Below are 14575 nucleotides of genomic sequence, written 5' to 3' on the forward strand. Positions count from 1 at the left end.
GGGGCTTCGATCCACGCCAACGGCAGAAGGGATTTGATCGTATGCGACGCCGCATAGTGCTGGGACTGATGTCGGCCGCCGCCGCCGTGGCGGCGCTGCTGCCGCGGACGCCGGCCTTCGCCGCCCGCCAGTCGGACAAGGACGCCGCCTTCCTCGGCGGCATGGTCCGCAGCCACGCCATGCCGCGCTTCGATGCGCTGGTGAGCGCCGCCACCGCCTATGTGGAGACGCTCGACCACTTCGCCGCCGGCCCCACTGCCGCCGGATTGGAGGAGGCGCGCGCCGCCCATTTCAAGACCACCGACGCCTGGGCCGCCGTTCAGCATCTGCGCCCCGGCCCGCTGACCATGAATCTGCGGGCCGACCGCATGTCCTTCTGGCCGGAACGGCCCGGCGTGGTCCAGCGCCAGATCGGCCAGATCCTGCGCGACCACGACCCCAAACTGCTGGAGCCGGGAGCGCTGGCCCGCCAGAGCGCTGCGGTGCAGGGGCTGACCGTGCTGGAGCGGCTTCTGTTCGACGAGGGCGTCACCGCCGACGGCTTTACCGGCAGCGACGCCAAACAATACCGTGCCAAGCTCGCGGCCGCTGCCGCCCGCAACATCCTGGCCATCGCCACCGAGGCGCGCGACGGCTGGAAGGAGTTGGAGGCGCCGCTCGCCGCCGGGCAGGCGACCGTCCTCGGCCCGACCGCTTCGGAAGCGGTGAACACGCTCTATTCCTCCGCCATCACCGCCATGCAGGTGGTGATCGATCAGAAGCTGATGGCGCCGCTCGGCGGCAGCATCGAGGATGCCAAGCCGATGGTGGTGGAGGCGTTGCGCAGCGGCCGGTCACTGCGCAACGTCGCGCTGAATCTGGAGGGGCTGCGCGCCCTGTTGATGGGCGAGCATGGCGGGCCGGGCTTCGTCTCGCTGCTGCCGGCCAACGACGATGGCGCTACCGCCAAGCAGGCGATCGACGAGAGCTTCGCCGCCGCGATCAGTGCGGTGGAGGCGATCCCCGGTCCGTTGAACAAGGCGGTCACCGACCCGGCCGCCCGCAAGAAGACCGAGAGTGCTCTGCGGCTGGTCAAGGCGGCACGGGTGGAGATGCTGGGCACGCTGGCCCCGCTTCTGGACATCACGCTGGGTTTCAATGAACTGGATGGCGACTGACTATGGCAGTTGATCGCAGGAACCTTCTGGGCCTGCTGGCCGGGCGTAGCTTCTGCGGACGGCTGTTGGGCGGCCGCATGATCGGCGGCCTGCTGGCTGCTCTGACCGGCAAGGCCCATGCGGCGGACGCCGGCACGCTCTACCTCAACGCCTATGCCACCGCCGGGGCCGAGCCAAGCTACGGCGTGGCTGCCCTGGACCGGTCCGGCAAGCTGCTGTTCACCACCGCCACACCCGGCCGCGCCCATGGCATCGTGCCTCGGCCGGGTATCGCGGAGGCCGCCGTCTTCGCCCGCCGCCCCGGCCGCTGGTTCCAGACCCTGTCGCTGACCGACGGCACCCCCGGTCCGGTGGTGCGGGCGCCCGACGACCGCCGCTTCACCGGCCATGGCGATTATTCCGCCGATGGCCGGATCCTCTATGTCGCCGAGGACGATGTGCTCCGCGAGGAGGGCGCCATCGGGATCTATGACGCCACCGACAATTACCGCCGGGTCGGTATCATTCCCACCCATGGGCTGGGCCCGCACGAGCTGATCCTGATGCACGACGGCACGACGCTGGCGGTCGCCAACGGCGGTGTCATCACCCACCCCGACACCGGTCGGGCCAAGCTGAACCTCGACAGCATGGACAGCTCGCTGACCTATGTCGAGGCGGCCACCGGCAAGCTGCTCGACAAGGTACGGTTGCCGGAGGAGCACACGAATCTCGGCATGCGCCACATCGCCCTGCTTGACGACGGCGGCATCGCCTTCGGTGTTCAGGACGAGCGGCCCATGGGCATGATCCAGCCCCTGACTGGCGCCCACCGCCCCGGCAGCGGTGCCATCCGCCTGTTCGACACGCCTGAGGATGTGCTGTCGCGCATGCAGGGCTATATCGGCAGCGTGGCGTCCGATGGGAAGACGGTGGCAGCCAGTTCGCCGATTGGCGGGATCATCGGGCTGTGGAATGCGGCGGACGGGGCATGGCTGGGTTCCACCGCGCTGGCCGACGGCTGCGGTCTGGCGCCGAACGGGGACGGCTATCTGGCGACCAGCGGGCTCGGCGTGATCGAGCCGGTGACGATCAACGCGGAAGCGGGGCCGGAACGCAAGGCGCCGGCCTTCCGCTGGGACAACCACCTGACGCGGCGGGTGGCGTAAGGCGGGGCGTCGCGAGACAGGGGGCTAGAGTGCGATCGCTTCAGACGGAATCATCGGGAGCGTGAATCGCACGGAACATTAGAAGCCTAGAGGCTGTCTGGTGCTTCAATAAGCACCAGACAGCCTCTAGCCGCCCCCCTGCCCTATCGGGCTTTTACCCCGCCAGCGCCGCTGCATGGTGGCGCAGATGATCCTCGATGAAGGTGCTGATAAAGAAATAGCTGTGGTCGTAGCCCGGTTGCATCCGCAGCGTCACCGGATGCCCGACCGCTTCCGCCGCGGCGACCAGCGCCTGCGGCTTCAACTGCGCCTCCAGGAAGCCGTCGCGGTCGCCCTGGTCGATCAGGATCGGCAGCCGCTCGGGAGCATTCCGGATCAGCGCGCAGGCGTCCCATTCCAGCCAGCGGTCGTGGTCCGACCCCAAATAGCGGCTGAAAGCCTTCTCGCCCCAGGGAACCGCCGCCGGGTTGACGATCGGGGCGAAGGCAGACACCGCCTTGTAGAAGCCCGGATGCTTCAGCGCGCAGACCAGCGCGCCATGCCCGCCCATCGAATGGCCGGCGATGGATCGCTTGTCGGTCACCGGGAAATTCGCCTCGACCAATGACGGCAATTCCCGCGTCACATAGTCATGCATGCGATAGTTGCGCGCCCACGGCTGCTCTGTCGCATCCACATAGAAGCCGGCGCCTAAGCCAAAGTCCCAGGCGTCATCGGGATCGCCCGGAATGCCGTCGCCACGAGGGCTGGTGTCGGGGGCGACGATGGCGAGGCCGAGTTCGGCCGCCACACGGAAGGCACCAGCCTTCTGAGTGAAGTTCTCGTCGGTACAGGTCAGGCCAGACAGCCAGTAGAAAACCGGAACCTTGGCGCCGGAGTCCACCTGCGGCGGCAGGAAGACCGCAAAGGTCATCTCGCAATCCACCGCCGCGGACTGGTGCCGCACCCGCATCAGCCGCCCGCCGAAGACGCGGGTTTCCAACAGGGTGGTCAGGGGATCGGTCATGGAAAGGCCTTTTGAATAACGATCGCAGGAAGACTCCCTCCCCCTGGCCGGAGGAGGGAGCGCCCATGATCTCACTGGTTGTAGAGGATGACCGAGCGGATGCTTTTGCCCTCATGCATCAGGTCGAAGGCATGGTTGATGTCCTCCAGCCCCATGGTGTGGGTGATGAAGGTGTCCAACTCGAACTCGCCACGCAGGTAGCGCTCCACATATTCCGGCAGTTCCGAGCGGCCCTTGACGCCGCCGAAGGCGGAGCCGCGCCAGACGCGGCCGGTGACCAGCTGGAACGGACGGGTGGAGATCTCCTCACCGGCGCCGGCGACGCCGATGATGACCGACTCGCCCCAGCCCTTATGGCAGCATTCCAGGGCGGCGCGCATCACCTTCACATTGCCGATGCACTCGAAGCTGTAATCGACGCCGCCGTCGGTCAGCTCGACCAGCACTTCCTGAATCGGACGGTCATAGTCCATCGGGTTGATGACGTCGGTGGCGCCCAGCTGCTTGGCGATCTCGAACTTCGACGGGTTGATGTCGACGCCGATGATGCGGCTGGCTTTCGCCATGGTGGCGCCGATGATGGCAGACAGGCCGATGCCGCCCAGGCCGAAGATGGCGACGGTCGATCCCGGCTCCACCTTGGCGGTGTTCATCACGGCACCCATGCCGGTGGTGACGCCGCAGCCCAGCAGGCAGACCTTCTCCAGCGGCGCCGCCTTGTTGATCTTGGCGAGCGCGATCTCCGGCAGCACCGTGTATTCGGAGAAGGTCGAGGTGCCCATATAGTGGGCGATCTCCTTGCCCTTCAGCGAGAAACGGCTGGTGCCGTCCGGCATCAGGCCCTTGCCCTGGGTGGCGCGGATCGCCTGGCACAGGTTGGTCTTGCCGGACAGGCAGAATTTGCACTTGCCGCATTCCGGCGTGTAGAGCGGGATGACGTGGTCGCCAACCGCCACGGAGGTGACGCCGGGGCCGACCTCCACCACCACGCCGCCGCCCTCATGGCCGAGGATGCAGGGGAACACGCCTTCGGAATCCTTGCCGGACAGCGTGTAGGCGTCGGTGTGGCAAACGCCGGTGGCGACGATGCGGACCATCACCTCGCCGGCCTTGGGCGCCGCGACCTCGACCTCTTCGATCTCCAGCGGACGGTTGGCTTCCCAGGCGACAGCGGCGCGCGATAGAACCATGCGGGTTTCCTTCCCCAAATCGGTTTCGCCAATGCGAATTGGCATTTGATTCCCGCAGTGTAGACCGCGACTGGCCATTGCCAGAATGGCGATTTCGGGAATAGATTTTTGCTTCACAGGGATAATCGCGGGATGGCCCTGGGAGAAAGCCCTGGGAGAAGGATCATGAGCGGCTGGGACGGCATCGACGAATTCATGGCGGTGGCGGAAACCGGCAGCTTCTCCCGCGCGGCGGAGCGGTTGCGCGTCTCCTCCTCCCATGTCAGCCGCAGCGTGGCGCGGCTGGAGGATCGGCTTCAGGCCCGTCTGTTCTACCGCACCACCCGCAAGGTCAGCCTGACCGAGAGCGGCCGCGCCTTCCTCGCCCGTTGCCAGCGGTTGGCGGAACAGCGCGACGACGCCTTCCTGGCGGTCGGCGCCTTGCAGGGTGGCAGCGACAGCGAGGTGAAGGGGCTGCTGCGCATGACCTGCGCCACCGCCTATGGCGAGCAGTTCGTCATGCCGTTGATCAACGACCTGATGGAACTCCACACTCAACTGAACATCGAGGTGGAACTGACCAACCGGCAACTCGATCTCGTGCAGGAGGGGTATGATCTGGCGATCCGGCTCGGCCGGCTCAGTGAGTCGAGCCTGGTGGCGACGCGCATCGCCCCGCGCGCGATGCATCTGTGCGCCGCCCCCTCCTATCTGGAACGGCACGGCACGCCCGACAGCCTGTCCAGCCTCAGTACCCACCAATGCCTGATCGGCACATCGGACCATTGGCTGTTCGACGACAATGGCCAGGACTGGCTGTTCCGCCCGCGCGGCCGCTGGCGCTGCAACAGCGGCTTCTCAGTGCTGGATGCGGCGCTGCGTGGCTTCGGGTTGTGCCAGCTTCCGGATTATTACGTGCGTGTGCCGGTGGCCGAGGGCCGATTGTTATCCCTGCTCGACCGTCACCGTCCCCCAAACACGGCAGTGTGGGCGGTCTATCCGCAGAAGCGCCATGTGCCGGCCAAGGTGCACGCGGCGATCCGGCACCTGAAGGACGGGCTGGCACGGCGGCCGGAATACCGATGACGGCCGCCGGCCGGAACGGTTTCCCTCTCAGCCATGATGGCGCAGATAGGCGCGCGGGTCGCATTCCTCCCCCAGCGCCATGGCCCGGGCGCGGTGGATGTGCTGCATCAGGACGTCGCGGAATTCCTGCGCGGTCAGGTCGCTCCATTCCGGTGTTTCGCCGGCGAAGGTCATCTGGGCCGCAGTCGCCTCGAACAGACGCAACCATTCGTCGGCCTTGCCGGCCGGGTTCTCGTCCTTGCGGAACATCTCCGCCATCATCTTGGTCATCAGCGTGCCAAGAGCCAGCAGGTTCACATGCAGCAGCATGTTGCCCAGCATCACGTCGGGTTTTTCGTCGAGCATGGATCGGTCACTCCGGGGCGGTGTCTTGACGGATCACACGGGCGGTGCGGCGAAAGCTGGCGCGGAATCATTCGGAAACCGGATCTTCGGTAAAAAAGAAGGCCCCTCCCCGCGGAAGCGGGGAAGGGCCAGGGTCGGGAGGACGCCCGAGAGGAAAGGGATGGAAACGGGAAGGGTCAGGCGTGCGCCCCGGCCCCCTGGACCGCAGGCTTCGCCGCTGACGCGGCGGCAATCGGCTTCTTCAGGATGCGCAGGGCCACCGCGGTCACCACGGTGCCGACGACCAGCGCGATGATATAGCCCAGCAGATGCGTCACCGCGTTGGGGATCGGCAGGACAAAGACGCCGCCATGGGGCACCTTCAACTCCGCACCCACCGCCATCGACATCGCGCCGGTCAGAGCGCCACCGATCATCAGCGCCGGGATGACGCGCAGCGGGTCGCGGGCGGCGAAGGGAATGGCACCCTCGGTGATGAAGGCGATGCCCAGGACCGCGGCGGCGTTGCCGGCCTCGCGTTCCTCATGGGTGAAGCGGTCGGCGAACAGCTTGGTTGCGAGCGCCAGACCCAGCGGCGGTACCATGCCGGCGGCCATGGCGGCGGCCATCGGGGTGTAGACCTGCGAGGCAATCAGGCCGGTGGAGAAGGCATAGGCCGCCTTGTTGACCGGACCGCCCATGTCGAAGGCCATCATGGCGCCCAGCAGCAGGCCGAGCAGGATGGCACTGCTGCCCTGCATGCCCTTCAGCCAGGCGCTCATCCAGGCCAGGGCCTCGGCGACGGGGGTACCGACGACATAGATCATCAGCAGGCCGGTCAGCAGCGAGCCCAGCAGAGGCAGGATCAGCACCGGCTTCAGCCCTTCGAGGTTGCGGTGCAGCTTGATGTGGCGGTTGAGGAAGGCGGTGCCATAACCGGCGATGAAGCCGGCGACGATGCCGCCCAGGAAGCCGGCGCCGATGCTGCCGGCCAGCATGCCGCCCACCATGCCGGGAGCGATGCCGGGACGGTCGGCGATCGAATAGGCGATGTAGCCACCCAGCGCCGGAACCATCAGGGCGAAGGCGCCCTTGGCGCCGATCTGGAACAGGGCATAGCCCAGCGTGCCGGCGTTGGATTCCTCATAGACGTAGATACCGCCCAGCGCGAAGGCCAGCGCGATCAGCAGGCCGCCAGTCACCACGAAGGGCAGCATGAAGGACACGCCGGTCATCAGATGCTTGTAGGGGCCGGTGCGCTGGGCCGACCGCTCGGCCTTGCCGGCGGCGACCGCTTCGGCCAGCGGAACCGTGCCGCCCGAGGCGCCGCCGGGGGCGCCATGCATCTTCGCTTCGGCCAAGGCACGGTTGACCAGGGCCTTGCCGTCGTTGATGGCCGGCTTGGTGCCGCTCATGAACACGCGCTTGCCGGCGAAGCGGGACAGGTCGATCTGGGTGTCGGCTGCGATCAGCACGACATCCGCCTCGCGGATCTCGTCTTCGGTCAGCGTGTCGCGGGCGCCGACGGAGCCCTGCGTCTCAACCCGAACCTTGTGGCCCAGCGCGGTCGCCGCCTGCTGGATGCCTTCGGCCGCCATGAAGGTGTGGGCGATGCCCGTCGGGCAGGAAGTGATGGCGACGATCCGGCGCTGCGCAGACGCCGTGGCGGCGGCGGTGGAGGACAGCGCCTTCCCCAGCACGGCATCGGCATTGGCCAGCACATCGTCCAGCGACGCGCTGCTGCGCTTCATCGCGGCGAACCGTCCGTCATCATGGTCGTCGCTGCCGACCAGGATCACGCCATCGGCCGCCGACAGTTCGCCGGCGTCGAGTGGAGCCTGGATCCCAAGGCTGGTGCGGATCTCAACCTGGATGCGATGGCCAGCCTTTGCCGCCGCCTTGCGCAATGCCTCCGCCGCCAGAACGGCCTGGGTGGTGAGATCGCCCGCCGCGATCACGGCCAACAGGTTCGCCATTGTTTCCTCCTGGCGGGTTCGCGCCCGCGCCTGTCACTGTGTTGAGTCCAGTCCGATCCCATCGGAAAATTCAGTCAAGTCGGGTCAGCACCACTTGCGATGCGAGCGACCGCACCATCGCCGGATCCGGCAGGTTGGGACCGAAGCAGCCGAGCTTGGCGGCAGCGAAGGCCACCGACAGCCGGGCGACGTCCTCCAGCCCGCCGTCCTGCTGGAAGGCGGCGATCAGCCCGGCCACCATGGCGTCTCCGGCTCCGACGGTGCTGAGCGCCTGGACCGGCGGCAGCCGGCCGTGCAGGGCGCGGGTGCCATCGACGAACAGAGCACCGTCCGCCCCCAGCGACACCACCACCACCGACACCCCGCGACGGTTGAGGCCGCGTGCGGCGTCCAGCAAATCGTCGTCGGTCGGCAGCGGCCGGCCGACCCAATCCTCCAGTTCGTGACGGTTGGGCTTGATGCAGTGGGGGAGCGCACCGGTGGAGGCGAGCGCCGCCGCCAGCGGTGCCCCACTGCTGTCCAGCACGACACGGGCGCCGGCGCCGGTCAGATCGGCGGTCAGCGTGGCATAGCCATGCACTGGCACGCCTTCCGGCAGGCTGCCGGCCAGCAGGACCGGCGACCCCGGCTCCACCAGCCGACGGACCGTCTCCCGCACCCGGTTAAGCGCGTCTTCGTCGGCGGTCAGGCCCGGCAGGTTGATGTCCGTGGTGTCGTTGGCCGCGAGGTCGGCGATCTTGATGTTGACGCGGGTCTCCCCCGGCAGCCGCAGGAAGGCGTCGGCTATGCTCTTCGCCTGGAACAGCGCCTCGAACGGCGCCGCGTTACCGGCGCCGAGCAGCCCTGTGGCGACCACCGGCGTGCCCCAGTCGGCGAGGCAACTGGCGACGTTGACGCCCTTGCCGCCGGCATTGTGGCGCACCGCCTTGGCGCGGTGGACGCTGCCGGGCTTCAGGGCCTCGACCGTGATGGTCTGGTCGATGGCCGGGTTCAGCGTGACGGTGACGACCGACCTTATGGCGGGATTCGTCATGACGCTTCCCCCTCCAGCGCCCGCACCTCGTCGGAGGATTCGCAGTCCAGCGCCCGCTGGGCCAAAGCCCGCAGGCCGGCCAGGTCGCTGTCGCGCAGTTTGTCCTTGACGCCGGGGATGTCGCGCGGGGTCATCGACAACTCACGCACACCAAGACCGGTCAGCAGGGCGGCGCCGAACGGATCGCCGGCGATGCCCCCGCAGACGCCGACCCAGCGGCCGTGCCTTTCCGCCCCTTCCACCGTCAGCCGGATCAGGCGCAGGACCGACGGGTGCAGGCTGTCCGCCTCCGCCGCCAGTTCAGGGTGCTGGCGGTCGATCGCCAGTGCGTACTGCGTCAGGTCGTTGGTACCGATGGAGAAGAAATCGACATGGCGGGCCAGCACGTCGGCCTGGATGGCGGCTGCCGGCACCTCCACCATGATGCCCAGCGGTACCGCCGGGGCGTCCAGTTCCGTCCGGATGCAGTCGCAGACGGCGCGCAACGCTTCGATCTCGCGCAACGTGGTGATCATCGGGAACATGATCAGCAGTGCCCCCGGCTTGGCTCCCTTGGCGGCGCGGTAGAGGGCGCGCAGCTGCGGTTCCAGCAGTTCGGGATGGCGCAGCAGCAGACGGGCTCCGCGCACGCCGAGGAACGGGTTTTCCTCATGCGGCAATTGCAGATGCGGCACCTGCTTGTCGCCGCCAATGTCCAGCGCGCGGACGATCAGCGGCCGGCCATCCAGCGCCTCCAGCATGGCGCGGTAGGTCTGATACTGCTCCTCCTCGCTGGGGGCGTCGCCGCGCTCCAGGAACAGGAATTCGGTGCGCATCAGACCGACGCCCTCACCGCCCTGCGACAGAGCCATCGCCACCTGATCGGGGCGGTTGACGTTGGCGCCGATCTCCACCACGTGGCCGTCGCGGGTGCGGGCGGGCAGGCTGCGCCGCTCCTCCTGCTGGGCCTTCCTGGCTCGCTGCTCCTCGATCCAGCCACGGGCGGCGGCGAGGTCGGCATCGGTGGGATCGAGGTAGAGGCGGCCGGACTGGCCGTCGAGAATCGCGGTGGTGCCGTTGGCAAGTTCGGTCAGCGCACCGCCACCTGCCACCATCGCCGGCAGCCCCAGCGTGCGCGCCAGGATCGCGGTATGGGAAGTCGGGCCGCCCTGCGCCGTCGCCAGACCGATGACGCGGCTCATGTCGAGAGCGGCGGTGTCGGACGGCGACAAGTCGTCGGCGACGAGGATGCAGGGGGTGTCGGGCAGATCGCGGATCGAGCCGCCGCGCAGATCCGGGTCGATGCGGGTCAGCACCCGGCGGCCGACGTCGCGCAGGTCGGCGGCGCGGCCGGCGAGCACCGAGTTGGGGTTGGCGGCAAGCCGGGTGGCGCTGCGCTCCACCGCCTCGTTCCACGACCAGCCGGGGCCATGCCCCTCCACCATCAGCTGGCAGGCAAGCGTTATGACATCGGTGTCGTTCAGAAGCTCCGCCTGTGCCGCGAAGATGCCGGCCTCCGCCGGGCCAAGGCGGCGGGCGGTGTCGTCCGCCAGCGCCTTCAGCTGCTGGCGGGTCAGGTTCAGCGCTTCGTGCAGGCGGTTGCCGCCGTCCAGCAGCGGGGCCGGACGGTCGGGAACCGTCAGGTCGGCCTTCGGCATCACATGGACCGGACCGATGGCGAGGCCGGGGCTGGCGCCAATGCCGGCAACCATGGGCATCTCGCGGTCAGCAGAGGGCGGCGGTGTCCAGCCCTGCACCACCGACTTCGCCTTGCGCGCCGCGGCGGCGGCATCGGCCTTCTCCCGCGCACTCAGCCCGGTGATGGTGGCGCGCAGCCGGTTCAGCACCGCACGGGCGTCGGGCCCGTCGGCCGACACGGTGATGCGGTCGCCGGGACGCAGGCCCAATTGCAGCAGAGCGACCAGCGTCTTGCCGTCCGCGGTTTCCTCGCCATGGCGCACGCGGATCCGGCCGGGTGCGGCGCGGGCGGCCTCCACCCACGCGGCGGCAGGGCGGGCATGCAAGCCCGTCGGGTAATCGACCACCCACTCGAAGCTTTCGGCGAGGTCGCCGGTCTCCGAGGCGGGCGCGGCCGGCACCGAGGTCTCGTCCGACAGGGCGGAGGCGAGGTCGGCGGGATCGCCGGTGGTGAACAGGGCGTTCAGCCGCGCCTCGTCCTGCATCAGGCGGGTCAGGCGGCGAAGGATGGCGATATGGGCGTCGGACTGCGCCGCAATGGCGACCACTAGGCGGGCGGTCTGCCCGTCGTTCCAGACCACGCCGTCCGGCACCTGGAGAATCGCGATGCCGTTGCGACGGACCAGATTGCGGTCGTCCACCATGCCATGCGGAATGGCGACCCCATGGCCGAGGAAGGTGTTCGCCACAGTTTCGCGGCGGATCATGCTGTCGGCATAAGCGGGATCGATGCAGCCCGCGGCGATCAGAAGCTGTGCCGCCTCGCGGATTGCCGCCTCCTTCCCGGCCGGGGCGGCGCCCAGGCGGATCAGGTCGGGGGGAAGGCTCAAGGGATGCGTGTCGGTGGCCATGGCGACCGTCTCCTCCGCGGGTTCTTGTCTGTCCTGTTGATGTCAGTGAAAACGATTACAGTTCCGCTGTCAACGCTTGTTGCGTTGCAACATATAGGTTTTTCCGAGGACTGTCTTGTCAGGCGCCTCGAAATCAGGGATGCTCCAAGAGATCGATTGGAAACGTTTTCATATACTGCGCCGCCCTGGTCTTCCTCGGCCCGCATGGCTTGAGGTCGCCGCCCCAATCGGGACACCCTTCCACACGATCGGTCTGGACATGAGCGCCTCGGGAAAAACCGCCAGCATCAAGGACGTGGCCCTGGCAGCCGGCGTATCGGTCGCCACCGTGTCGCGCGTGCTGAGCAACGGTCCTGTCAGCGATGCCTTGCGCAAGCGGGTGGAGGACGCGGTGCGCGACACCGGCTACCGCCCCAACCTTTCGGCGCGGCGGCTGCGATCCCAGCATTCGCAGACCATCGGGCTGGTGGTGTCCGACATCCGCAACCCCTTCTTCACCGCCGTCAGCCGAGCGGTGGAGGATGCGGCCTATCGCGCCGGGATGCGCGTCATCCTGTGCAACAGCGACGAGAATCCCGAACGGGAGGAGCTTTATCTGCGCCTGATGCAGGAGGAGCGGATCACCGGGCTGATCTTCGCCCCCACCCGCGCGACGCTTGACCGTCTCGACCGGCTGGACCTCGATTTCCCGGTGGTGTTGATTGACCGCAACGCGCCGACGGGCGGCCATGACGCAGTCGTCCTCGACAACCCGCGCGCAGCGGCGATGCTGGTGGAGCATCTGCACGCCCAGGGTTATCGACGCATCGCCGGCCTGTTCGGCAATACCAGTACGACCGGCCAGGAGCGTCACGAAGGCTATCGGGCCGCCATGATGGCCCATGGCCTGAGCCCGGCGGCCCGCTTTCTTGCCCCACATGCCGAGGCGGCGGAGGCGGCGGTGGTGGAGTGGATGTCGGAAGATGACCGCCCGGAGGCCTTCATCGTCAGCAATAGCCTGTTCCTGATGGGGGTGGTCAAAGCCGCCCGCCGGCTGAAGCTGCCGATCCCCGACGGGATCGCGGTCGCCGGCTTCGACAACGAACCCTGGACAGAACTGGTCGGCCCCGGCCTGACCGTCATCGAACAGCCGGTGCAGGACATCGGTCAGTCCGCCATGGCCCTGCTGTTCGAGCGGCTGGAAGCGCCGGACCGCCCCAGCCGCCGCCTTGTCCTGGGCGGCACCTGCGTCGTGCGTGGCTCCACCGCCGCGCGGATGGCCGACGCCGACTGACGGAGACGACGACGACAGCGGCTGGTTGCCGCCGCGTCTCCCCCTCCCCAACCGTGTGCGATCCGCCCGGCAACGGGCTACTCCCGATGCCGGACGATGGGCGTCGCCGATAACCCATGCCCGAAAGATACGCTAGGGCAGCCGGTTTTCGGCAACGGATGTTCAAAGAAAAATACTCCCCTGGTGTGTGGGAAGAACAGTTCCAAAAGCGGCGTTGACCCCAACCCAACACCCCACTACCGTCCTGTTTGCAACGCACAACAAATAATGCCCGCCGATACCAATAACGGCGAATTTTTATCGTTGTTCCTCTTCCCGATAACTTTCCGAACTATCGGAAAATGTTGGTGAAGCAAGCATTCTATAGCCCGAAAAAGTGCACCGAGGTGGTCGTCACAAATCGGGATCGGGACTTCAACCAAAACAAGAAGCAGCAAATCGGGGGAATGCGCAGTGCGCAGACGTCTGAGGCATCAACGGGGGGGTAACGGCACGATGCTGAAGGGTTTGATCGGCCGAAAAGCGGCGACATGGCGGACCGGCTTCGCCCGGGATGGCATTGCGACGGTGCTCGTCACCGCCGCAACGATGGGGCTGGGGTTGCTGACCGGGATTCTGGTCGCCCGCACCATTGGCCCGGACGGCCGGGGAGCACTGGCCGCGGTGCTGACCACCGTGCAGTTGCTGGGCTGGCTGTTCGGCATGGGCTGCGGCAAGGCGGTCACCTACGCACTGTCGCGGGATCATGCCGCCGGCGGACGGTTGCTCGGCACCTGGACGCTGATCCTGCTTCCGGTCGCGGTGCTGGCGATCGGCATCGGCTATCTGCTGCTGCCGACGCTGCTGGCGGCCCAGCCGACGGAGACGCTGGCGCTGGCACGGCTCTACCTGCCGATGATCGCGATGGCGCTGTTGTCGGAACTGATGCTCGGACTGATCCTGGGCGACCAGGATTTCCGCAGCTTCAACGCGCTTACCTTCATCCAGCCGGCCGGTGTCGCCATCCTCTACGCTCTGCTTTGGGCGGCAGGCCGTTTCACGGTGGAGAGCGCCGTCATCGTCCAGGCGACGATGAGCACCCTGGTGCTGGCGGTGGCGGCCACTCTGCTGGTCCGCCGCCACGGCATCGGCCGGCCGGACCTCGTGCTCGGGCGGCAGACCGCCTGGTATGCGCTGCGCACCCACGGCGACGTGGTGGGCGGCGTCATCACCCAGCGGCTGGACCTGCTGATCATCCCGGCCGTCCTGCCGGCAGCGCAAGTCGGACTCTATGCCCTGGCGACCAGCCTGTCCTGGCTGATCGTCAGCCTGTCCGGCGCGCTCGCCACCGTGGTCATGCCCGCCGCCGCCCGGCGGGGCCGGTCGGGGCGCGAACTCGTGCTGAACAGCCTTCAGGCGACCTTCGCCATCGGCGGCCTGCTGGGCGGCGGCCTGTTCGTCTTCGCCGACATCGCCATCAGGCTGGTCTATGGCCCGCCCTTCGCCGACAGCGCCCTTCCGTTGCGGCTGCTGCTGCCGGGTGCGGTTCTCTATGCCGCCGCGTCGATCCTGCTGAACGGGCTCTATGCCGAAAACCGGCCCTTCACCGCCACCCTGGCCAACCTGCTGGGCATGGGGGTCACGCTTGGCGGGCTGCTGCTGTTCCTGCGCAGCGGCGGAATCCTGGCGGCGGCCATCGTCTCCACCGTCGCCTACACACTGGTGTTCGCCACCGCGGCGACACTCTACCGCCGGGCGACCGGACTGCCCTGGCGCGTCTTTATTCCCGACCCGGCAATGCTCGCAGCCTTGCCGCGGCGCCTGTTCGACAAGCCCTCACCGGTGGCCGCCACTCCGGCCTCCACTTTGGCCGGCCCGGTGGGCAAGTGACCGACT

The 14575-nt window shown here is 67.8% G+C and carries 11 protein-coding genes; 5 read left to right on the forward strand and 6 right to left on the reverse strand.

Going from position 1 to position 14575, the window contains the following annotated elements:
* The first annotated feature begins 41 nt into the window (after positions 1-41).
* Both E6C72_RS21135 and E6C72_RS21140 read left to right on the forward strand, forming a co-directional pair.
* On the forward strand, positions 42-1157 hold the full coding sequence (locus E6C72_RS21135; protein WP_109084721.1) for an imelysin family protein: 1116 nt from the start codon (positions 42-44) through the stop codon (positions 1155-1157).
* A 2-nt stretch (positions 1158-1159) separates the two neighbouring features.
* On the forward strand, positions 1160-2305 hold the full coding sequence (locus tag E6C72_RS21140) for a DUF1513 domain-containing protein (protein ID WP_109084720.1): 1146 nt from the start codon (positions 1160-1162) through the stop codon (positions 2303-2305).
* 154 nt (positions 2306-2459) lie between these two features.
* Here E6C72_RS21140 and fghA read toward each other — a convergent pair whose 3' ends face one another.
* Positions 2460-3311 carry an S-formylglutathione hydrolase gene (gene fghA / locus E6C72_RS21145; protein ID WP_109084719.1) on the reverse strand — a complete coding sequence of 284 codons (852 nt, stop codon included), beginning with the start codon at positions 3309-3311 and terminating at the stop codon, positions 2460-2462.
* Positions 3312-3382: 71 nt separating this feature from the next.
* Positions 3383-4501, reverse strand: a complete 1119-nt coding sequence (locus E6C72_RS21150; protein ID WP_014249435.1) for an S-(hydroxymethyl)glutathione dehydrogenase/class III alcohol dehydrogenase — start codon at positions 4499-4501, stop codon at positions 3383-3385.
* A gap of 165 nt (positions 4502-4666) precedes the next feature.
* On the opposite strand from E6C72_RS21150, the gene E6C72_RS21155 reads away from it, so the two are divergent.
* Positions 4667-5566 (forward strand): LysR family transcriptional regulator, encoded by a 900-nt coding sequence (locus tag E6C72_RS21155; protein ID WP_109084718.1) that lies wholly within the window; start codon positions 4667-4669, stop codon positions 5564-5566.
* Positions 5567-5593: 27 nt separating this feature from the next.
* Here E6C72_RS21155 and E6C72_RS21160 read toward each other — a convergent pair whose 3' ends face one another.
* The 4 genes from E6C72_RS21160 to ptsP all read right to left on the reverse strand — a co-directional run bounded on the left by E6C72_RS21160 (position 5594) and on the right by ptsP (position 11427).
* Positions 5594-5911: a hypothetical protein gene (locus E6C72_RS21160; protein ID WP_109084717.1), complete on the reverse strand. Its 318-nt coding sequence runs from the start codon at positions 5909-5911 to the stop codon at positions 5594-5596.
* Between the two features lie 176 nt (positions 5912-6087).
* Entirely contained in the window at positions 6088-7866 is a 1779-nt protein-coding gene (locus E6C72_RS21165) for a fructose-specific PTS transporter subunit EIIC (protein ID WP_109084716.1), read from the reverse strand.
* Between the two features lie 70 nt (positions 7867-7936).
* The gene (gene pfkB, locus E6C72_RS21170) at positions 7937-8899 is read right to left on the reverse strand and encodes a 1-phosphofructokinase (RefSeq protein ID WP_109084715.1); all 963 of its coding nucleotides are present in this window, start codon (positions 8897-8899) and stop codon (positions 7937-7939) included.
* A complete protein-coding gene (gene ptsP / locus E6C72_RS21175) occupies positions 8896-11427 on the reverse strand; it encodes a phosphoenolpyruvate--protein phosphotransferase (RefSeq protein ID WP_109084714.1) in 2532 nt (843 codons plus the stop codon). Before ptsP ends, pfkB begins: the two co-directional genes overlap by 4 nt.
* 259 nt (positions 11428-11686) lie before the next feature.
* On the opposite strand from ptsP, the gene E6C72_RS21180 reads away from it, so the two are divergent.
* Together E6C72_RS21180 and E6C72_RS21185 are read left to right on the forward strand one after the other, a co-directional pair.
* The gene (locus E6C72_RS21180) at positions 11687-12700 is read left to right on the forward strand and encodes a LacI family DNA-binding transcriptional regulator (protein WP_109084713.1); all 1014 of its coding nucleotides are present in this window, start codon (positions 11687-11689) and stop codon (positions 12698-12700) included.
* A gap of 495 nt (positions 12701-13195) precedes the next feature.
* A complete protein-coding gene (locus E6C72_RS21185) occupies positions 13196-14569 on the forward strand; it encodes an oligosaccharide flippase family protein (RefSeq protein ID WP_109084712.1) in 1374 nt (457 codons plus the stop codon).
* Positions 14570-14575 lie beyond the last annotated feature (6 nt).

The organism is Azospirillum sp. TSH100 (assembly GCF_004923295.1).
In the GTDB taxonomy this organism is placed as follows: Bacteria; Pseudomonadota; Alphaproteobacteria; order Azospirillales; family Azospirillaceae; genus Azospirillum.